Here is a 20,637-nt window from a genome sequence, read left to right as displayed (position 1 = left end):
TTTGGAAAGGCATCTTAGCACTCCAACCGGATGAGTGCTAATAGGACATTTTTGTCCGGTTAATAGTTCCCGTAAATCAGGGTTGATTTTTCAATAGTGTGATGTTTGCGGCGCAACAAAAAGGGCGCCGCACCCAGTCATAGACCGCAGCGGGCGGTATCGGTTCTCGACTACGCCGCCGTGTTACGGCCGCGTGACTTCGCCCAGTAAAGTGCGCGATCGGCTTCGCGCAGGGCGGCGTCGGGGTCACGTACTTCGGGGCCCGGGCAGGCCACGCCAATGCTCGTTGTGACGTGGAGCACCGTGCCATCGGGCAGGTGGATCGGGGGGCGGATCGCGCCAACGGTCTTCTGCGCGGTGTGCAGCGCATCATCCGGGGCGTCGATGGGGTCGAGCAGGATGATGAACTCGTCACCTGCGAGCCGGGCGACGGTGTCGGTGCGGCGCACGGCACGTTGCAGGCGGTGCGCGACCTCCACCAGCACAGCATCGCCGGCGGCGTGGCCGTAGGTGTCGTTGATGTGCTTGAAGTGATCCACGTCCAGATAGAGCACGCCCAGCGGCGCGGGCAGGCGCTGCCGGCGTTCCAGCGCGGCGCGCAGGCGCTCGTAGAGTTCGTAGCGGTTGGGCAGGCCGGTGAGGGCATCAAAGCGTGCCATGCGCGAAAGCTCCATCTCGCTGCGCTTGGCTTCGGTTACGTCCTGCACGAAGGCGTAGAAACCGCAGCGGCCGTCGCGCGCTTCTCCGGCATCGGGGACGAGCTGGCCGCGGAAATGCCGGGTGCGGCTGCGCGGGCCGTTGGCGTGCGGCTTTTCGTACCAAGGCGCGGTGATCTCGAATTGGACGGATTCTCCGCGCCGGGCGCGCACCAGATACGGTGCCAGCAAGGCGTACGTGCCCGGCGTGAACACGCGCTCCGGCATCTGGCCGCAGACCTCCTCGGGCGTGCGCTGCAGCCAGCGTGCATGCGTGACATTGCAGAAGGTGAAGACGCCGTCGGGGTTGATGTGCGACACCAGCAGCGGCGCGTTGTCGAGCACGAGCTTGAGTGCGCGTTCACTGCGCGCCAGGGCCAGCTCGGCGCTCGTGCGGGCCGTCAGATCCTGCAGCACCGAGAAATAGCCGCGCAGCGTGCCGCGATCATCATAGTCAGGAAAGTAGTGGCCGCTCAGGTAGCGGGGCACGCCGGTGCGCATGGACTGGATCTCGAATTGCACCGGGTAACCGGCCAGCACCTCCGTCATGTAGGGCAGCAGCGCGCGGTAGTCCTCGGGGGCGTAGATGTCGCGCACATGGCGGTCGAGCAGCTCGTCTTCATTGCGGCCGAAGGCTTCGAGCAGCGTGCGGCTGGCAAAGCGGACGATGCCGTCAGGGTCGACATAGCTGAGCTGCGCGGGCACGTTGTCGGCCACCAGGCGCAGTTGTTCGCGGCTGGCGCGCAGGGCGTCACGGCGGCGCTCGAGGCTTTCGTTGGCGGTGCGCAGCGCACGTTCGGACGCGGCGAGCCGGTTGGCAAACGGCCGTACCGTCAGGCGAATGGCCAGCACGCTGCCAATCATCAGACACAGCATCAAGGCCGCAAGCCGCTCGAACTGCACACGCATCGGGGCATACAGCTCGGCGCTGGCGATCTTGCTGATCAGCGCCAGACCTGTGTGGCCGATGGGCGTGTAGCTGAACGACGTCGGCATGCCGTGGATGTCCTGCCACTGGCCGTAGCCGGCCTGACCCGCCAGCGCCAAGCGCGACGGCAGCGGCCGATGATCGACCGTAAGCTGCGGCAGCTCGAACACATACGCGTCAAAGCGCTGCGGAAACGACATGGCGCGGCCGCGCGCATCAAAGCCCGACATCGCCAGCGTTTCCGTCATCCCCGTGCCGCGTTGGTTGGTGTAGCGGCCTGTCATGTGGGCGAGCGGTTGCTCGGCGACCAGCCAGCCGATCTGCATGCCGTCTGCCATGACCGGTGTTTCGGTGCGCATGGCAAAGCCATGTACCCATTGCAGCGTGACGCGCTCGGGCGCGAGGCCGGCGTGCAGCGGTATCGACAGTTCGGGTTCAAGCGTTTGCGTCCCCAGGCTGACGATGCCCTCGCCGGCGAGCGTACGCAGTTGCAGGTACGAGTAGCCTTGCTCGCGATACGCCTGCAGCGCGCTCGCGCTGCGCAGGCGCGCTGCGTTGTCGGCCGGATGGCGCAGTACTTCCTGGATGTGCGTGGCAGCAGCCACCAGGCGCGGGTTTTCTGCACGCATGGCGAGCAGTTGGTCGAATTCTTCAGCGTAGCTGGAAAGCGCACGGGCCCGCGTGGTACCGAATGTCAGGGTGGCGCTATCCACCTGGATGATGAATGCCGTGATGGTGGCCCCCAGCCCTGCCACCACCACACAGCCGCCGCTGATCCAAACGATGGTGTCTTCCGGCGACAAGCGCAGGCGCAACAGGCCAGGATGCCTGGCCACCGCGGCGCACAGCACGCCCGTGACCACCAGCAGCGAGCAGACGGCAGCCACGTCCGAGGCGCGCCACCGCAGCCACGCCGGATACAGATATTCGAGTGCCATGGCGCGGCCCAGCAGGTCGCCCGCGCAGAGCAGCATCGCCAGGCCGAGGAGCCCACAGAACCACCGCGCGCGGTGCGGTTTGTGCAGCGAGGGGACGAGGCTTAGGGCCGTCGCCGATGCGGCCATCGCCAGCGCGTGGCTGGGGTGCATCCCGCCAATCCATCCGGTCACCCATTGGCGGTCGAACCAGGCGTGCAGGCCAGGAAAATCGAGCCCGATCGACCATCCCGTGATCATCTCGGCCAGTCGCAGCGTAGACAGCAACGCCACCGCGCCACTCAGCCCGCGTGCCGTCAGGTCTGCCCACCGGGCGTTGGGTCGTACCGTCCCGACCAGCAGCGCCCCCAGGCCAGCGCCCAGCAGCGTCAGGTTGATCCCCGTGGCGAACACGATCAGCAGCCGGTCCGTGCCCAGCTTCACTGCCCATGGCCAATGCTGCAGCCAGCCGACCATCACGGTCAGCCCGACAAGGACGAGGAGGAAGCCGATGCCGCCGGCAATGGCGACAAGCGGCCGGCGAGGAACCATGCAGGTGAGGCGTAAGCGGGGCGGTTTCAGGGCGGGATGTCTTCTAACCGGAAGATCGGCGTAAAACCGCGCCGCTTGAGCGTTTCCACCCAAATGGGTGGGCCAAATTGCCATGTCTGCAATGTCGCGTGATCGACGGGTCATTGAATGCGGTGCACCCCGCACATGGGCTCACGTCCCGTGCCGTCACGCAAGTTAGCTACACTGCCCGGACATCGCAGACACCGTTACAGGAGCCGTCATGACCATCGTCGTCAGCAAGGACACCGAAGGCCTTTTCCGTCACAAGATCACCTTCCCCGAAGGCGTGACCTACACCGACGTGCCCAAGCCGGCGGGCGAGGGCAGTGCGCCCGATCCGCACGCCTACTTTGATGCAGCATTGGCAAGCTGCAAGGCGCTGACCGTGACGCTGTATGCACGCCAGCGCAAGTACCCGCTCGATTCGATCGATGTGGCCGTCGAGCACGACGGCACCCAGGAGCGCCAGGGCCGTTACAAGCTGCGCACGGTGCTGACCCTGCACGGCGACCTGAGCGACGAGCAGCGCGCCGACCTGCTGCGCGTGGCCGGCAAATGCCCCGTTCACAAGCTGATGACCGAAGTTGAGATCAGCGTCGACACCGAACTTGCCGAGCGCGTCTGAGGAGCTTTCCACCATGACTTCCATTCAGCACATCATCGGTCCGCACGTGCGCGACCTGGGCGGTTTCTCAGTCAAGCGCGTGCTGCCCTCGGCGGCGCGCCAGACGGTCGGGCCGTTCATCTTCTTCGATCACATGGGCCCCGTGGATTTCGCCCCGGGCGAGGGCATCGACGTGCGCCCCCACCCGCATATCGGCCTGGCCACCGTCACGTATTTGTTTGACGGCAGCATGGTCCACCGTGACAGCCTTGGCAGCGTGCAGACCATCACGCCCGGTGACGTGAACTGGATGACGGCCGGCAACGGCATCGTCCACTCCGAGCGCTCCTCGCCCGAGGGACGCGAAAAGGGTGCGCGCGTGCATGGCATCCAGACCTGGGTGGCGCTGCCGAAGGATCAGGAAAAGGTGAACGCCAGCTTCGCCCACCACGCCGCCGACACGCTGCCCAAGCTCGAATGCCCTGGCGTGCAGGGCGTGGTCATTGCGGGGGATGCGTTCGGGCTGACGTCGCCCGTGAAGGTGAGTTCGCGCACGTTGTACGTGGCACTGGAACTGGCGGCCGGTGCGTCGCTGGTGATTCCGCCTGAGCATGCAGACCGCGGGCTGTATCTCGTCGACGGCGCCGTCACCATCGACGGCGAGGTGCTCGACCCGCAGCACCTCGCCGTGCTGGAACCCGGCGGCGACGTAACGCTCACCGCGCAGGCATCGTCACGCGTGATGCTGCTGGGCGGCGACCCGACCGACGGCCACCGCCACATCTACTGGAACTTCGTCGCCAGCGACAAGGCCGACATTGAAGACGCCAAGCAGCGCTGGGAGGCCGACGCCTTCGCCCACGTGCCGGGCGAGACGGAGCGCATTCCGCTGCCGTCCAAGTAAGACCGAGCGATCGATCAGGCAGCCTGCGCCGGTCGTGCACACCGCACGATCGCGCGGACCTGCTTGGCGATCGGCTCCGGCACCGGCTGCTCGCCGTTGAGCACCGCTTCAATCCACCGCGCCGTTGCCGCCACGTCCGTCCCCGCAGGCAATTCAGGCGGCGCATCGCTTGACCCTTCCACCGCTTCAATCACGGTTTCGTGTGAGCCGTCGTGCAGCCACTCCACCGCGCTGCCGCGCCGAGCATCGGCCACGGTCTCGCCTTCGGTGCCGCGGGCGAGCAGCACATTGGCCGGATGGCGCAGGAAGTAGTCGGTGAGCGTGTCGCGGTATTCCGGGTGCGTGTAGCTGACCAACCGTAGCGCCTCGTGCGGGGCGTGTCCGCCAATGGGCTGCAGCATCTTCACCACCGTGTGGGCCGAATTGCGCAGGCCGACGATCTCGCGCTTGTCCAGCAGCGACGCCAGCTCGGGCGATAGCACGTCGATCGGCACGTAGGCCAGGCGATCGCTCTCCAGGCGCTCGCGGGCGTCGTCCATGTGTTCGCAAACGGGCCAGCCGAGTGCTTCGAACAGCGCCGCCGTGGTGATGCGGCCGTCGAAGCGGCGGATGCCATGCACCAGCACCGGCACACCTTCGCGCGCCAGCAGCTTGGCCAGCAGCGGCACGAGGTTTGGCTGGCGGCGGGCACCGTTGTAGCTCGGGATGACGACCGGCAACGCGCGCTCGGGCGTATCCGGTGCCGGCAGCGGCCGGCAGTGCGCATGCGTGGCTTCCAGCATGCCGTCGAGTTCTTCCGGCGTCTCTCCTTTGATGCGGTAGGCCATGAGGATGGCGCCGAGCTGCACGTCGGAGATGCGGCTTTCCAGCATGGCGGTGAAAAGCGCGCGGGCGTCGTGCTTGACCAGGGCGCGGGCGCCGTCTGCGCCGCGGCCGATTTCCTTGATGAAGCGGGCAGCGGGGAAGGGGCCGTTGGCGAAGGCGTCTTCAGTGGCGGTGGCGGGGAGGATGGGGGGAGCGGGCATCAGGATGTGGCGGGGGTGTTTGCTTGGGTTTGATCATAGCGCTGGGGTTTGCGCTGGCGCTAGCGTGGGACGTGGGATGTTCTTTGTTGGTGGTGCATCTCTTATTTCATCCCCTGCCGGGGCTGAGTCACTTTCTTTGTCTTGCCAAAGAAAGTAACCAAAGAAAGGCGCGCCCGAGATGGCGAAAGACTCCTTGAATTTATGTCGCAGGGAGGGGAAGGGAAAAACTCGCTTCGCTCAGACAGTTTCCCTTCCTTTTTCCTCCCTGCAACAGAAATTCAAGGCGCCATCTAGGGCAAGAACTTCAACGGCCACACCGGCGGTGGGCCGGGCGTGGCGATGTGCACGTCGTTGCGTTGGCGCCGGGTGTCACGAACTGATGGCGGCGGGATCCATCCAGATGGCTTCCCAGATGTGGCCGTCCAGGTCGGCCAGGGCGCGGCCGTACATGAATCCCAGGTCCTGCTTCGGGTTGATGTCGGCCGTGCCGCCGCATTTCACTGCTGCATCGTTCATTTGGTCGACGGCGTCTTTGTTGTCGCAGGTCAGGGCGAGCATCACTTCGCTCGACCCGCTTTGCGGGAGCGGGCGGCTGGTGAACGTTTGCCACTTTGCGTGCGTGAGCAGCATCACGAAGATCGACTCGCTCCACACCATGCAGGCGGCCGTGTCATCGGTGAATTGCGGGTTGTTCGCGAAGCCGAGGGCTTCGTAGAAGGCTTTGGATTGCTGCAGGTTTGCGACCGGAAGGTTCACAAAGATCGACTTCGTCATGACAGGTCTCCTTGGTTGAGGGCGAGCACCGCGCTTGCCTGCCTGAACGATACGGGCGCGAAGATCGTAGGCGCATTGACTATTGGTAAGACGCGACCCAGCTCACCCAACACCAAGGGCAATCGCCTTTCTCACACGGCTCAGGCTCTCGGGAGTAATACCAAGCCAGGCGGCGATGTGATGCTGCTTCAGACGCCTGTGCAGATCGGGTTCACTGCTGATGAAATTGCGATAGCGCTTCATGGCGCTGTCGTGGCGGAAGGCGATTTCAACCGGCTCCTTTTCGATGATCCAGTGGCGCTCCATGTAATGGATGTAGAACGCCGCGATATCCGGGAAGCGCGCCGTCAACGACCGAAACGCGGCGAAGTCGTACTCCAGGACGCTGCAGTCTTCGATGGCGGTGATCGTAAATTGGCTGGGTTTGCCAAGCAGCGTCGCACTGACCGAGCCGGCAATCCGGCCCTCCGGAAAGAAATACTTGATGACCATGTCTCCCTCGGGCCCGACATAGTGCTGGAAGAACAGGCCCTCAAGAACAAACGCAAACCGTGTCGGCACTTCGCCCGCGGCCACGAGCGACTCGTCCTTCCGGTATTGCCTGGGTTGCAGCAGAGAAGCCCACGCCCGCTCAGCCTCTTCCGAGATCTCCGCATAGGTCCGGACTTTCTTGAAGAACGCTTCCGTGTCCACTCGATCACTCTCCTGGCTTGGCAAAGCGAACTACCCCGAGGGAAAGCTGCAGGGTCAAAGCTCGCCCCCGCATTTGTACCAGAACGGTTTTCCACCAACCCAGCCAGAGAAAGCATCAACACAGATGAAGTGTCCAGGGCATCCAAACAGGGAGCGAAGCGAACCGCCCACCTACCACCAACGCTAGAGGTTTACGCAAACGGCCAAACCACGCCGGTTTGGCCGTTGAAGTTCCTGCCCTAGATGGCGCCTTGAATTTCTGTTGCAGGGAGGAAAAAGAAGGGAGGCCTGTTTGAGCGAAGCGAGTTTGCCTCCCTTCCCTCCCTGCGACATAAATTCAAGGGGATGTCGCCATCTCGGGCGCGCCTTTCTTTGCTTACTTTCTTTGGCAAGACAAAGAAAGTGGGTCAGCCCCGGCGGGGGATGAAAGGGAGTCAGACCACCAAGGCCAAAATCAAAAACCAAAAAATCAGGCCGCCTCCGCCACCGGATGCCTCTGCTTCCGATACAGAAAATCCAACACCGCCGTCCGGCAAGCGTGATAAGTCGCATCCTCCGCCAACGCCATCCGATCCCGCGGCCGCGGCAAATCCACCGTCAACACTTCGCCAATCGTCGCAGCCGGCCCATTCGTCATCATGACGATGCGATCCGCCAGCAGCACCGCCTCATCCACATCGTGCGTGACCATCACCACCGTGCTGCCGGTCGCGGCCACGATCTTCAGCAGCTCATCCTGCAGATGCGCCCGCGTCAGTGCATCCAGGGCGCCAAAGGGCTCATCCATCAGCAGCACCTTAGGCTCCATGGACAGCGCCCGCGCAATCCCGACACGCTGCTTCATCCCGCCAGAAATCTCGTGCGGATGTTTCTGCTCTGCATGCGTGAGTCCCACCAGCGCCAGCGCCGCATGCGTACGTTCACGCAACTGCCCCTTCGTCTCCGTCTTCCCAAACACACGCTCGACGGCGAGATACACGTTGTCAAAGCACGTGAGCCACGGCAGTAGCGAGTGGTTCTGAAACACCACCGCCCGATCCGGCCCCGGCCCCGCAATCTCGCGCTCGGCGAGGATCAATCCACCCGTGGTCGGCCGCGTGAGGCCGGCAATGAGATTGAGCAACGTTGATTTGCCGCAGCCCGAGTGCCCGATGAGCGCGATGCACTCACCGCGCGCCACCGTCAGGTCGATGTCGCGCAGGGCGACGAACGGGCCGCGCTTGGTCTTGAACGTCTGTCCGACGTTTTCGATGCGCAGGAATTTGTCTGTCATGGCGCTCCCCCAATGTCCTCAAACCGCGTCGTACGAGAAGCGCCGCGCAATCGCCAGCAGCGCGTGCTCGAGCAGCAAGCCCACCACCCCAATCACGAAGATGGCGATGACGATGTGTTCGACCTTCAGGTTGTTCCACTCGTCCCACAGCCAGAAGCCGATGCCGACACCGCCGGTCAGCATCTCCGCCGCTACGATCACCAGCCACGCCGTGCCGATGGACAACCGCACGCCCGTCAGCATGTACGGCAGCACCGCCGGAAACAGCACGCGCGTGAACACCTTCCATTCGGACAGGTTCAGCACGCGCGCCACGTTCAGGTAGTCCTGCGGCACGCGCGTCACGCCCACGGCAGTGTTGATCACCATCGGCCAGATCGAGCAGATGAAGATCGCCCAGATGGCCGCCGGGTTGGCGGACTTGAACAGCAGCAGCCCAATCGGCAGCCACGCCAGCGGCGACACCGGCCGCAGCAGGCTGATGATGGGCGAGGCCATCGCGTTGAGAAACGCAAAGCGCCCGATCAGGAAACCCGCCGGAATGCCGATGACCGCCGCCATGCCAAAGCCCGCACCCACGCGCGCCAGCGATGCGAGCACATTCCAGCCTACGCCCTGGTCATTCGGCCCATTGCGATAGAACGGATCGGCGAAGAGCGCAACGGCCGCTTTCCACGTCACCGCCGGTGTCGGCAATGCGGGGATGGCCGTGGCAATGCCCTGCCACGCCAGCACAAAAAGCACCAAGCCCAGCACCGGCGGAAAGCCGCGCACCACGGCAGCGACAAACCAGTCGCGCGCAACGAACCGGCGGCGTTCAGGGGCGGCGTCGGACTGCACGCCGGACAACGTTTTGACGAGCGTGTTCATGTCGGGCTCCATCGACGTGAGGACCGCAATCAGAATTCAGGTGGGCAACGGCGTCAGGCTTTCAGCTTGAAGCCGTCCGCATACGCGGCGGGGTTCTTCGCATCCCACACCACGCCGTCGATCAACTTGGCCGTGCGCATGTCGCTCTTGGGCAGCGGCGTGCCGGTGGCGGTTGCCGCCTGCTTGAAGATGTCGATGCGGTTGACCTGCTTGGCGACGGCCAGGTAATCCGGATGCGCCTTCAGCAACCCCCAGCGCTTGTGCTGCGTGAGGAACCACATGCCGTCCGACAGGTACGGGAAGTTGACCGCGCCATCGTGATAGAAGCGCATCGGGTCCGGGTCGTCCCAGGTCTTGCCCAGGCCGTTCGAGTAGCGCCCCAGCATGCGGTCGAGAATGATGTCCATGTCGGTGTTGACGTAGGACTTGGCGGCGATGGTCTCGGCCGTCTTGCGGCGGTTCGAGGCCGACGCATCGATGAACTTGCTTGCCTCCAGCACCGCGGCGGTGAGCGCACGCGCCGTGTTCGGATACTTCTGCACGAACTCCGCCGTGGTGCCGAGCACCTTTTCGGGGTGGTCTTTCCAGATGGCCTGTGTTGTCTCGGCGGTAAAGCCGATGTTGTCGGCAATCGCGCGGGCGCCCCACGGCTCGCCCACGCAGAAGCCATCCATGTTGCCCACGCGCATGTTGGCCACCATCTGCGGCGGCGGCACGGTGATCGCCTTGGCATCCTGCAGCGGGTGGATGCCGTGCGCGGCCAGCCAGTAGTACAGCCACATCGCATGCGTGCCGGTCGGGAAGGTCTGCGCGAACACATATTCGCGCTTGTCCTTCGCCATGACGGCTTTCAACGACGCGCCATCCTTGACACCTGCTTCCTTGAGCTTGGACGACAGCGTGATCGCCTGGCCGTTGTTGTTGAGCGTCATCAGCACGGCCATGTCCTTCTTGGGCCCGCCAATGCCGAGCTGCACGCCGTAGATCAGGCCGTACAGCACGTGCGCCGCATCCAGGTCGCCCGACACCAGCTTGTCGCGCACGCCCGCCCACGAGGCTTCTTTCGACGGCGTGATCTTGATGCCGTACTTCTTGTCGATGCCCAGCGTGGACGCCATGACCACCGAGGCGCAGTCCGTGAGCGGGATGAAGCCGACCTTCAGCTCCGTCTTCTCGGGCGCATCGGAGCCGGCGGCCCAGGCCCCGGCACGCACCAGCGGATCGATCAATGCCACGGCACTGCCTCCTGCAATCGTCGCCGCGGCTTTCATGATGCTGCGGCGCTTGGGGTTGATCGGGTTGACGAGAGCGTCGGTCTTGTCTGGCGCGGCCATCCATGGCTCCAAAGAAAAAGCGTCCCGACGCACGGCCGCCGCCCATCCGCAAAGAGGGTCGCGCTGCCGTGCATCGGGACGCCGTTGTCCCGTGCCGATACCCACGTTGGCACCGGCTTCGCAGCGACACTTGCAAGGGGTATGCCAACGTTGAGGGATGGGGCTCGGCGTTTCGCGTTCGGAGCTCCACGGGCCGAGCTTTTTGCTCGGCGCCCCGAGCTCAGAGCTCCGCGTGCGAGGCTTTTTGCTCGGCAATTGGAGCTCAGAACTCCGCGCGTGAGCCTTTTAGCTCGACGATTGGGGTTCGGAGCTCCGCGCGTGAGGCTTTTAGCTCGGCGGTTGAGGTTCGGAACTCGGCGCATGAGCCTTTTAGCTCGACGATTGGGGTTCTGAGCTCGACGCGTGAGGCTTTTAGCTTGACGGTTGGGGTTCGGAACTCGGCGTGTGAGGTTCGGAACGCCGCGCGCGACTGGTGCGTTTCCAGCGCCGGAGTTGTGCGGCGCACCAAAACTGGGCGGCGGCCCGACCGCTCAACTGGCCATCACATCGATCACGCGTTGGGCAGCTTCCACCAGCTTGATGTTGCGGTCCATCGCCATCTTGCGCAGGCGTTTGAAGGCGTCGTCTTCCGACAGGCTCATCTGCTTCATCAGGAGGCCCTTGGCGCGTTCCAGCACTTTGCGTTCGGCCAGCTGCGTCTTGGCGGTGTCCAGCTCGGCGCGCAGTGCACTCTCATGCTCGAAGCGAGCGTAGGCAACATCCAGCACGGCCTTGACGCGCGTGGGCTTGATGCCGTCGACGATGTAGGCCGTAATGCCGGCGGCAAACGCCGTCTTGATGCGCGTGGCGTCGTCGTTGTCGGTAAACAGCACGATCGGGCGGGGGGCGTGCTGCGTGGCCACGCAGACGTGCTCGATGGTGTCCCGCGCGGCCGATTCGGACGCGACGATGACCATGTCGGGCTGTGTCTCGGCAATGCGCTCTGGCAGCGTCAGGTCGGCATCCGCCAGGCCCACATCCACAAAGCCCGCCTCGGCCAGTCCGGCGCGGATCAGCTCGAGGTTGATCTGTTCAGCATCGAGCGGATCGCGCACCAGCAGCACGCGCATCGGCGCAGCCGGGTGCGGGGCGGCGGGCGGGGCAGATGGGGCGGGTGGTTTCGTTTGCATGGTGCAAAGTGGGGCAGAGTGCACGCCACTCATGCAAGAACCGCGCCGGGCCGGTGCGGGTGTATTCTCGCAAACTCGTCGGTCGCCGGGGGGCGGTGGCCGCAGTGTCCCCACCTGTTCCAATCCAGCTTAGCCTCAGGAGACCCGCATGACCGAGTTCGTCGTCACCCCGCCCGCCGTCAATGGCATTCCCGTCCGTGGCGGGCATGGCCAGTTTCCGGTGCGCCGCGTGTATTGCGTCGGCCGCAACTACGCCGCCCACGCCCGCGAGATGGGCTCCGACCCCGACCGCGAACCGCCGTTCTTCTTCTGCAAGCCGGCCGACGCCGTGCGCTACATCCCCGACGGTGAGACCGGCCAGTTCGTCTACCCGACCGAAACCAAGGATTGCCACTACGAGATCGAACTCGTGGTCGCCATCGGCACGGGCGGCCGCGACATCTCCGTGGAAACCGCGGCCAACCACATCTACGGTTACGCCATCGGCCTGGACATGACGCGCCGCGACCTGCAGAACGCCGCCAAGAAGGGCGGCCGCCCGTGGGAGACCGGCAAGGCCTTCGACGGCTCGGCGCCCATCGGCCCGATCGTGCCGGCCAAGGATGTCGCCCGCGCAGACAAGGGCGCCGTCACGCTGTCGGTCAATGGCCGCGAACACCAGCGCGGTGATCTGTCGGACCTGATCTGGTCGGTGCCGGAAACCATTGCGTATCTGTCGCGTCTGTTCGAACTGCGCCCCGGCGATCTGATCTACACCGGCACGCCCGAAGGCGTCGGCCCGGTCGTCGTCGGCGACTTGATGGTTGGCAAGATCGAGGGCGTGGGCGAGCTGCACGTGAAGGTCATCTGATAGACCCGATAGAAGAGTCAGAAGCCATGTCGATCAAGCTGTACAACTATTTCCGCAGCTCGGCGTCGTTCCGTGTGCGCATTGCCCTGGAGATCAAGGGCCTGCCGTACGACTACGCCCCGGTGCACCTGCTCAAGGGCGAGCAACTCGCGCCGGACTTCGTCAAACTGAACCCTGATGCGTTGGTGCCTGTGCTGTGCGACGGCAACGACGTGCTGAACCAGTCGTTGGCGATCGTCGAATACCTGGAAGAGACGCATCCCGAGCCCACGCTGCTGCCGGGCTCGCCGAGCAACCGCGCCCACATCCGTGCGATTGCGCTGGCCATCGCCTGCGAGATCCATCCGCTGAACAATCCGCGCGTGCTGAAGTATCTGAAGAACACGTTCAACGTGGAAGAAGAAGCGCGCAACGACTGGTATCGCCACTGGGTGAAGCTGGGGTTTGCGGCGCTTGAGGCGCGGCTGTCACAGTCGCCGCTGACGGGCGCCTACTGTGTTGGCGACACGCCGACGCTGGCCGACGTGTGCCTCGTGCCACAGGTATTCAACGGCAAGCGGTTTGATGTGGCGGTGGAGGATTACCCGACGCTGGCGCGCATCTTTGAGCACTGCATGGCGCAGGAGGCGTTTCAGAGGGCTGCGCCTGGGGCGCAGCCGGATGCGGCTTCCGCGTAATCTGCAGCGTCACTGCGCAAAACAAAACGCCCTGACCGAGTCAGGGCGTTTCTACGTTGAAGCGTTGCGCGCGAGGGTGGTCAACCCAACAACGCATCCGCAAATTCCCGCGCAGAGAATGGCTGCAGGTCTTCCACCTGCTCACCCACGCCGATGAAGTACACCGGCACCGGCCGCTGCCGCGCGATGGCGGCCAGGATGCCGCCCTTGGCAGTGCCATCCAGCTTGGTGACGATCAGGCCCGTGAGGCCTAGTGCTTCGTCAAAGGCTTTGACTTGTGCGAGGGCGTTCTGCCCCGTGTTGCCGTCGATCACCAGCAGCGTTTCATGCGGCGCCGTGGCCATCGCCTTGGCGGTTACGCGGCGCACTTTCTTGAGTTCTTCCATCAGGTGCAGCTGCGTCGGCAGGCGGCCGGCGGTGTCCGCCATGACGATGTCGATGCCGCGTGCGCGCGCTGCGTTCACTGCATCGAAGATCACCGCAGCCGGGTCGCCCGATTCCTGCGCCACGACCGTGACGTTGTTGCGCTGACCCCAGATCACGAGTTGCTCGCGTGCGGCGGCGCGGAAGGTGTCGCCCGCTGCCAGCAGCACCGATTGACCGTAGGTCTGGAAGTGCTTGCACAGCTTGCCGATGCTGGTGGTCTTACCGGCGCCGTTCACGCCCGCGATCATGATCACCATCGGCTGTTCGCGGCCGAGCACCATGGTCTTTTCCAAGGGGTGCAGCAGCTCGACCAGCAAGTCGCGCAGGGCGGTCTTCACGCCTTCGGCAGTTTCGATGCGCTGAGCCTTGATGCGGCGGCGCAGTTCTCCCAGCAGGTATTCGGTGGCGTCGACCCCGGCGTCGGCCATCAGCAGCGCGGTCTCCAGTTCTTCGAACAGCGCTTCGTCGACCTTCACGCCAACGAACAGCGTGGTCAGGCCCTTGCTCGTCTTCGACAGGCCGGAGCGCAGGCGCGACATCCAGCCCTTGCGGGCCTGTTCGATCACGGCGGGCGTGGGCACGGTCTCGACATCGTCGGCTTGCACGTCGAGTGCAGGCTGCACGGCAGGCGCGTCCGGCACGGCAATGTGAGCCGGGAGGGCAACAGGTACGGGAGCAGGTGCAGCGACGGGCTGGGGGCCGCAACCGGGGCGGGTACGGGCGCGGGGGTAGGGATCGCAGCCAGGGCAGGTGCCTGCGCGGCTTCAGGCGCCGCTGCGGGCGTGGGTTCGGCGGCCGGTTGGGGCTCTGCCTTGCGCTTCTTCCAGAAACTAAACATCGTAAAAGGCAGTCTATTTCGCCGTTAGAATCAAGCGTCGAATTTTATCAGACAGCCCTTATGCGCTCTTCCATGCGAATCGTTTCAAACCGGGCTCGGTCGCGAGTCTGGCAATTGGCTGCGGCGGCCCTGGCGGCAGGCCTGCTGGCCGGCCATGTTGGCGCGCAGGAACTTGCTGCTGCGCCCGGGCGGCCGGTGGCTACCGCCAGCGGCGCCAAAGTGGGCGCCAGCCAGTCCGACACGCACGAATACAAGCTGCCCAACGGGCTGCAACTGATCGTCAAGGAAGACCACCGTGCTCCCACCGTGGCGCACATGGTCTGGTATCACGCCGGCAGCATCGACGAGCACAACGGCACCACGGGTGTCGCCCACATGCTTGAACACATGATGTTCAAGGGCACGAAAGCTGTTGGCCCCGGCGAGTTCTCCCGCCGCGTGGCAGCGCTGGGCGGCCGTGAAAACGCCATGACCACGCGCGATTTCACGATGTACTTCCAGCAGATCGAGAAATCGCACTTGGCCGATGTGATGGGGCTTGAAGCCGATCGCATGGCCAATCTCCAGCTGACCGACAAGGAGTTCAAGCCGGAGATGAACGTGGTGAAGGAGGAGCGCCGCATGCGCATCGACGACTCCGCCCGTTCCACCGTCTACGAGCAGATGCTCGCCACGCTGTTCAACGCCGCGCCGTACCGGAACCCGACCATCGGCTGGCCGGGCGACCTCGACACGATGACGGTGCAGGACGCGCAGAACTGGTACCACGCCTGGTACACGCCCAACAACGTCACCGTGATCGTCGCGGGCGATGTGAACCCCGATGAAGTCTTCCGCCTCGCACAGCGCACCTACGGCAAGCTCAAGCCGCATGCGCTGCCGCGCCGCTATGCGCAGGAGGAGCCCAAGCAGATCGGCGTGAAGCGCATCTGGGTGAAGGCGCCGGCCGAGAACCCATACGTTGTGCTGGCGTACAAGGTGCCGCGCCTGAACGATGTGGAAAAGGACGTCGATCCGTATGCGCTGGAAGTCCTGTCGGCCGTGCTCGATGGCTATGACAATGCGCGCCTGTCGAGCCAGCTCGTCAAGGGTGAAAAGCGTATCGCCGACGACGTCAACGCCGGCTACGACGGCCTGAACCGCGGCCCGTCGATCTTCCTGATGGACGGCACGCCTGCCGACGGCCATACCACCGCCGAGATCGAACAGGCGCTGCGCGCGCAGATCGAGCGCATCGCCAAGGAAGGCGTGACCGATGCCGAACTGAAGCGCGTGAAGGCACAGGTTGTGGCCGCGCAGATCTACAAGCGCGACTCGGTGTTCGGCCAAGGCATGGAGATCGGCATGAACGAGATGAGCGGCCTGTCGTGGCGGTCCATCGATCGCCAGCTTGAGAAGATCAAGGCCGTGACGTCGGCGCAGATCCAGCACGTGGCGCAGACGTACTTCAGCGAAGACAACCTCGTCGTCGCCACGCTGCTGCCGCAACCGATCGATCCCAACAAACCGGCGCGCAAGCCTGTTCCGGGCATGCGCGATGAAGGAGGGCTGCGTTGATGCGCGCCATGTCTCTGACCCTGAAGATGGCGCTGGTCGCCATTGTTGCAGCGGCGGCGCAGAGTGCTCTGGCCGCGCTGCCTATCGAACACTGGACGGCCCCGACCGGCGCGCGCGTGTTCTTCGTGCCGAGCCCGTCGATTCCGATGCTGGACATCAATCTCGACGTGGATGCGGGCTCGCGCTATGAGCCGGCAGCCAAGGTGGGCCTGGCCTCGCTCACAGCGGGCATGCTCGACAAGGGCGTCGCGGCGCAGGGCAACGCGCCCGCCCGCGATGAAGCGGCGATTGCAGATGCGTTCGCCGATGTGGGCGCGAGCTTTGGCGGTGGCGCCGGTGGTGATCGCACGAGCCTGCGCCTGCGCACGCTGTCCGACCCCGTTGAGCGCGGCCCGGCCATCGCGCTGATGACGCAGATCATCTCAGCGCCGACCTTCCCCGACACCGTGCTCGCGCGGGACAAGCAGCGGCTGGTCGCGGCCATCCGCGAATCGCTGACCAAGCCGTCTGTGCTGGCCGAGCGCGCGTTCGGCAAGGCCATCTACGGCACGCATCCATACGGGCAGACCGCTTCGCCGGAAACGGTGGAGAGCATCACGCGTGACGACATCGTGCGCTACTACCAGGCCAACTACACGGCCAAGCGCGCAGTGGTAACGCTGATCGGCGCGATCAGCCGCAAGGAAGCCGAGGCCATCGCCGAGCAGATCACGCGTGGCCTGCCCGCTGACGGTGCCACGCCGCCGGCGCTGCCCGACGTGAAGATGCCGCTGGCGAAGGCGGAGACGATCCGCATACCGCACCCGGCGCAGCAGGCGACGATCATCCTCGGGCAACCGGGCATTGCGCGCGGCGACAAGGATTATTTTCCGCTGCTGGTCGGTAATTACGTGCTCGGTGGTGGCGGTTTCAGTGCGCGCCTGACTAACGAAGTCCGCGAGAAGCGCGGTCTGACGTACAGCATCGGCAGCTACTTTGCGCCGGCCGCGCAGCCCGGTCCGTTCGAGCTGGCGCTGCAGACGCGCAAGGACCAGACCGAAGAAGCGTTGGGCGTCGTGCGTGACACCATTGCCAAGTTCGTCGCTGACGGCCCGACCGACGCGGAACTGAAGGCCGCCAAGGACAACCTCGTCAACGGTTTCCCGCTACGCCTGGACAGCAACCGCAAGCTGCTGGACAACGTGGCCAACATCGGCTGGTACAACCTGCCGCTCGACTACCTGGACACGTGGACGCAGCGCATCGCGGCTGTCACGCGTGACCAGGTGCGTGCGGCATTCCAGCGCGCGCTGCAACCGCAGACCATGGCGACGATCGTGGTGGGCGGTCCGGGGAACGTCGCTGCGAACTGACGCACGGTGGCTGAATCCGAAAAACCGGCGGCATCTCCCGCCGGTTTTTGTTTGCGCTGGCACTACAATCGCGCCCATGGCACCTCGTACTTCCAAAGGCCCCAAGGCCAAGACCACCACGTCGCATGCGCGCGCACCGCAGCAGGTGCGCATCATCGGCGGGCAATACAAGCGCACGCCGCTCCCGGTGGTCGACGCCGACGGCTTGCGCCCGACCAGCGACCGCGTCCGCGAAACCGTCTTCAACTGGCTCGGTCAGGATCTGACGGGCTGGCGCTGCGCCGACATCTTTGCCGGCACCGGCGCGCTCGGCTTTGAGGCGGCTTCGCGCGGCGCCGCGCACGTGACGCTCATCGAAAACCATGCCCCGGCCGTGCGCGCGTTGCATGCGATTCGCGACAAGCTCGGCGCACGCATGGTCGACATCGTCTCCGGCGATGCCTTCGCCTGGCTCGCTCGCCAGCCCGATGCCGCGCTCGATGCGGTTTTCATCGATCCGCCGTTTGCACAGGACTGGACGGTGCGCGCACTGGAAGCCGCAACCCGGGTGGTCAAGCCAGGAGGCGTGATCTACGTTGAAGCGTCGCAGCCGTTAGTGGATGTGAGTACTGATTCACATGGCGATCAGCCGGCCGCCGGCATCGCGCTGCCTGCCGATATGGTGCTTCACAAACACCTGCGCGCCGGTGCGGTGCATGCGCATTTGCTGCTCCGCAAAAACGGTTAAACTACGCCGCTCGCAACCGATGCATGAGCATCGAGCGGCACCTGCAACGCGGGTGCGCTCGGCCCGCATCGGTGGCACAGGCGGCAGGCTCGGGACCTGCCGTGCTCGATAACGCAACGGTGTCCGAATGCAGTACCGGCGCGGCCATGTCCCACGCCGACGCTTGCGGATGCTCTTTTCCCCTTGGTGGAGGAACCATGGTGATCGCGGTTTATCCCGGCACTTTCGATCCGTTCACGCGCGGCCACGAAGACCTCGTGCGGCGGGCGTCCAATATCTTCGACGAGCTGATCGTCGGGGTGGCGCAGAGTCCGAACAAGCGGCCATTCTTTGCGCTGGAAGAGCGCATCGAGATCGCCCGTGAAGTGCTCGGCCATTACCCGAACGTGCGGGTCGAAGGCTTTTCTGGTCTTTTGAAGGATTTCGTGCGCAAGAACGGCGCGCGCGTCATCGTGCGGGGCCTGCGTGCCGTGTCGGACTTCGAGTACGAATTCCAGATGGCCGGCATGAACCGCTACCTGCTGCCGGACGTAGAAACCATGTTCCTCACGCCGTCGGATCAATACCAGTTCATCTCGGGCACGTTCGTGCGCGAAATCGCCGTGCTTGGCGGCGATGTGAGCAAATTCGTGTTCCCCTCGGTCGAAAAGTGGCTCAAGGAAAAGACCGGCAAGACGGAAGGGTCGGGGAAATCGGAATAAAATGACGTTTTGGCGAGCGCGGGCTCGCTGGCCATTTCAAGGAAGGCATCATGGCGCTCATAATCACCGATGAGTGCATCAATTGCGACGTATGCGAGCCTGAGTGCCCCAACGGCGCGATTTCGATGGGCCCGGAGATCTACGTGATTGACCCGGGCAAATGTACCGAATGCGTCGGCCACTTTGACGAACCTCAGTGCCAGCAGGTCTGTCCGGTGGATTGCATCCCCGAGGACCCGGCCCATGAGGAAACGCACGAGCAGTTGATGCAGAAGTACACCCAGCTCACCTCAGCACCACCACGGGCGGCGTGAGGAAAAAAAAGAGACGGCTTTGGCCGTCTCTTTGCATTGGTGCCTACCGTTTCGTTGGCAGCCCGTTTACTGGATTGGCAGGAGGTCTTCCGGCCCTTCGTACGCATAGCCCGGCTCGCAGACGATGCGGTAGTGCGGGTAATGCGGACGTGGCGGGCGCGGCACGACGGGTGCGGGCGCCACCGGCGCTTGTGCGAACGGCTTCGGGCCATTGCTAGGTTGGCGCAGCGCGCCAGCGGGCGGTGTGGGAGGTTGGCGAATTACCGGCATCGGCGTCGGATAGGGTTGCGGGTAAGGCGCCGGATACGGCAACGGCCCCACGTAGACGCGATGGCAGTAGCGCACGCCTTCCTGCGCAACCACCACTTTCTGCCGTTGCTCGCGGCGTGCCTGTTCTGCCGCCTGCGCCGCCATCTGGGCTTGGCGAGTGTCTTCCGCCGCCTGCGCTTTGCGGCGCGCGGTTTCCATCTGCTGCACTTCGGCGGCTTCGGCGCTGGCGCGTTCGCGGGCAGCCTTTTGATCGGCGGCGCTGGGCGTGTTGTCGATCATGGGCACGGGCTGCGCGCGCGTACCGCAGGGATGGTCGGAATAGATCGTCTGGCCGTTCTCGCTGCAGCGATACACCTGCGCTTGCGCCGGCAGGCTGGCCGCCAGGCCGAGCGCCAGACCCGCCAGCACGGCGGCGCGTGAGGTCAGTATGGCGAACCGTGTCATGGCGGTGTCCTCGGTGTTGGCGGATCAGCGTGCGGTGTGCAGGCGCATCATGGCTTTCTCGGCGTTGCCGGCAATCAGTTCGGGTAGCGCATCCAGGCTCTGATCGATGGCGCGGTCGATTAGGTCCTGCTCTTCCTTGCGAGGCGCTTTGAGCACGAAGTTGGCAACGTCATGCTGGCCGGATGGTGACGAGCCCGGAGGCAACAGGTTGCGCGGGTGGCCGATGCCCAGCCGCAGCCGCCAGAACTGTTGCGTGGTCAGGTGTGCGGCAATGTCCTTCAGGCCGTTATGCCCGCCGGAACCGCCACCGAGCTTGAGCTTGACAGCGCCGGGTGGCAAATCCAGTTCGTCATGCACGACTAGGATTTCATCGGGCATTACTTTGTAGAAGCGGGCCAGCGCTACGGTGGCCAGGCCGGAGCGGTTCATGAAGGTTTGCGGCTGCAGCAGCCACACCTCGTTGCCCCAAAGGTTGGCGCGGGCTGCATAGCCGTGAAAGCGCGTCTCGCTGCGCAGCGTCACGTTGCCGATGCGCGCGAGTTGGTCGACCAGCCAGAAGCCGGCGTTGTGTCGTGTCGCCGCATATTCGGCGCCCGGATTGCCGAGGCCGACGATGAGTTTGATCATGCGATTCGTATCAGGTTGAGGTGCAGGAAGCGCCCCTTGATCGTACAAGCATAGCTGCTTTCCGCAGCCTGGAGGCTGTGCGGCGCGCGCCGCTCAGG

General features: G+C 64.6%; 19 protein-coding genes and 1 pseudogene. 9 read left to right on the top strand and 11 right to left on the bottom strand.

The window, feature by feature from the left end; translation table 11 throughout:
- Positions 1 to 170: 170 nt before the first annotated feature.
- Entirely contained in the window at positions 171 to 3,089 is a 2,919-nt protein-coding gene (locus tag ACEN9T_RS23110; protein ID WP_413707167.1) for a diguanylate cyclase domain-containing protein, read from the bottom strand.
- A 241-nt stretch (positions 3,090 to 3,330) separates the two neighbouring features.
- On the opposite strand from ACEN9T_RS23110, the gene ACEN9T_RS23105 reads away from it, so the two are divergent.
- Positions 3,331 to 3,735 (top strand): OsmC family protein, encoded by a 405-nt coding sequence (locus ACEN9T_RS23105; protein WP_092973459.1) that lies wholly within the window; start codon positions 3,331 to 3,333, stop codon positions 3,733 to 3,735.
- A gap of 13 nt (positions 3,736 to 3,748) precedes the next feature.
- A complete protein-coding gene (locus tag ACEN9T_RS23100; protein ID WP_413707166.1) occupies positions 3,749 to 4,618 on the top strand; it encodes a pirin family protein in 870 nt (289 codons plus the stop codon).
- A gap of 14 nt (positions 4,619 to 4,632) precedes the next feature.
- On the opposite strand, the gene ybiB is transcribed toward ACEN9T_RS23100, so the two are convergent.
- From ybiB to ACEN9T_RS23065, 7 genes are all read right to left on the bottom strand, one after another.
- Complete coding sequence (gene ybiB / locus ACEN9T_RS23095) at positions 4,633 to 5,643, bottom strand: DNA-binding protein YbiB (RefSeq protein ID WP_092973455.1); 1,011 nt, start codon at positions 5,641 to 5,643, stop codon at positions 4,633 to 4,635.
- A gap of 369 nt (positions 5,644 to 6,012) precedes the next feature.
- On the bottom strand, positions 6,013 to 6,417 hold the full coding sequence (locus ACEN9T_RS23090) for a VOC family protein (RefSeq protein WP_413707165.1): 405 nt from the start codon (positions 6,415 to 6,417) through the stop codon (positions 6,013 to 6,015).
- Between the two features lie 102 nt (positions 6,418 to 6,519).
- Positions 6,520 to 7,110, bottom strand: coding sequence for a Crp/Fnr family transcriptional regulator (locus ACEN9T_RS23085; protein WP_413707164.1), 591 nt, complete (start codon positions 7,108 to 7,110; stop codon positions 6,520 to 6,522).
- A 469-nt stretch (positions 7,111 to 7,579) separates the two neighbouring features.
- Positions 7,580 to 8,383, bottom strand: a complete 804-nt coding sequence (locus tag ACEN9T_RS23080) for an ABC transporter ATP-binding protein (RefSeq protein WP_092973449.1) — start codon at positions 8,381 to 8,383, stop codon at positions 7,580 to 7,582.
- A gap of 18 nt (positions 8,384 to 8,401) precedes the next feature.
- Positions 8,402 to 9,253, bottom strand: coding sequence for a nitrate ABC transporter permease (ntrB, locus tag ACEN9T_RS23075; protein WP_092973447.1), 852 nt, complete (start codon positions 9,251 to 9,253; stop codon positions 8,402 to 8,404).
- 53 nt (positions 9,254 to 9,306) lie between these two features.
- Positions 9,307 to 10,587, bottom strand: coding sequence for a CmpA/NrtA family ABC transporter substrate-binding protein (locus ACEN9T_RS23070; RefSeq protein WP_092973445.1), 1,281 nt, complete (start codon positions 10,585 to 10,587; stop codon positions 9,307 to 9,309).
- A 530-nt stretch (positions 10,588 to 11,117) separates the two neighbouring features.
- Positions 11,118 to 11,756 (bottom strand): ANTAR domain-containing response regulator, encoded by a 639-nt coding sequence (locus ACEN9T_RS23065; protein ID WP_092973443.1) that lies wholly within the window; start codon positions 11,754 to 11,756, stop codon positions 11,118 to 11,120.
- A 148-nt stretch (positions 11,757 to 11,904) separates the two neighbouring features.
- On the opposite strand from ACEN9T_RS23065, the gene ACEN9T_RS23060 reads away from it, so the two are divergent.
- Together ACEN9T_RS23060 and maiA are read left to right on the top strand one after the other, a co-directional pair.
- Positions 11,905 to 12,606, top strand: coding sequence for a fumarylacetoacetate hydrolase family protein (locus ACEN9T_RS23060; protein ID WP_413707163.1), 702 nt, complete (start codon positions 11,905 to 11,907; stop codon positions 12,604 to 12,606).
- A 26-nt stretch (positions 12,607 to 12,632) separates the two neighbouring features.
- Positions 12,633 to 13,283 carry a maleylacetoacetate isomerase gene (gene maiA / locus ACEN9T_RS23055; protein ID WP_413707162.1) on the top strand — a complete coding sequence of 217 codons (651 nt, stop codon included), beginning with the start codon at positions 12,633 to 12,635 and terminating at the stop codon, positions 13,281 to 13,283.
- Between the two features lie 80 nt (positions 13,284 to 13,363).
- Here maiA and ftsY read toward each other — a convergent pair.
- A pseudogene (gene ftsY, locus ACEN9T_RS23050) lies at positions 13,364 to 14,547 on the bottom strand (signal recognition particle-docking protein FtsY).
- Positions 14,548 to 14,607: 60 nt separating this feature from the next.
- Between ftsY and ACEN9T_RS23045 the strand changes: the two are divergent.
- From ACEN9T_RS23045 to ACEN9T_RS23025, 5 genes are all read left to right on the top strand, one after another.
- Complete coding sequence (locus ACEN9T_RS23045; RefSeq protein WP_175537158.1) at positions 14,608 to 16,104, top strand: M16 family metallopeptidase; 1,497 nt, start codon at positions 14,608 to 14,610, stop codon at positions 16,102 to 16,104.
- On the top strand, positions 16,104 to 17,456 hold the full coding sequence (locus ACEN9T_RS23040; protein ID WP_413707161.1) for a M16 family metallopeptidase: 1,353 nt from the start codon (positions 16,104 to 16,106) through the stop codon (positions 17,454 to 17,456). Before ACEN9T_RS23045 ends, ACEN9T_RS23040 begins: the two co-directional genes overlap by 1 nt.
- A 76-nt stretch (positions 17,457 to 17,532) precedes the next feature.
- Positions 17,533 to 18,183: a 16S rRNA (guanine(966)-N(2))-methyltransferase RsmD gene (gene rsmD, locus ACEN9T_RS23035; RefSeq protein WP_092973432.1), complete on the top strand. Its 651-nt coding sequence runs from the start codon at positions 17,533 to 17,535 to the stop codon at positions 18,181 to 18,183.
- A 197-nt stretch (positions 18,184 to 18,380) separates the two neighbouring features.
- Complete coding sequence (gene coaD, locus ACEN9T_RS23030) at positions 18,381 to 18,884, top strand: pantetheine-phosphate adenylyltransferase (RefSeq protein ID WP_004633426.1); 504 nt, start codon at positions 18,381 to 18,383, stop codon at positions 18,882 to 18,884.
- A 50-nt stretch (positions 18,885 to 18,934) separates the two neighbouring features.
- Positions 18,935 to 19,198: a YfhL family 4Fe-4S dicluster ferredoxin gene (locus tag ACEN9T_RS23025; protein ID WP_413707160.1), complete on the top strand. Its 264-nt coding sequence runs from the start codon at positions 18,935 to 18,937 to the stop codon at positions 19,196 to 19,198.
- Positions 19,199 to 19,264: 66 nt separating this feature from the next.
- Here ACEN9T_RS23025 and ACEN9T_RS23020 read toward each other — a convergent pair whose 3' ends face one another.
- Both ACEN9T_RS23020 and pth read right to left on the bottom strand, forming a co-directional pair.
- Positions 19,265 to 19,912 (bottom strand): DUF4124 domain-containing protein, encoded by a 648-nt coding sequence (locus ACEN9T_RS23020; protein ID WP_413707159.1) that lies wholly within the window; start codon positions 19,910 to 19,912, stop codon positions 19,265 to 19,267.
- A gap of 24 nt (positions 19,913 to 19,936) precedes the next feature.
- The gene (gene pth, locus ACEN9T_RS23015; RefSeq protein WP_092973428.1) at positions 19,937 to 20,539 is read right to left on the bottom strand and encodes an aminoacyl-tRNA hydrolase; all 603 of its coding nucleotides are present in this window, start codon (positions 20,537 to 20,539) and stop codon (positions 19,937 to 19,939) included.
- Between the last annotated feature and the right edge of the window lie 98 nt (positions 20,540 to 20,637).

It is taken from the genome of Ralstonia sp. Ralssp110, from assembly GCF_047325135.1.
Taxonomy (GTDB): Bacteria; Pseudomonadota; Gammaproteobacteria; order Burkholderiales; family Burkholderiaceae; genus Ralstonia; species Ralstonia mojiangensis.
The sequence above is the reverse complement of the archived record's forward strand: the minus strand, read 5'-3'. Positions and strand labels throughout refer to the sequence as shown.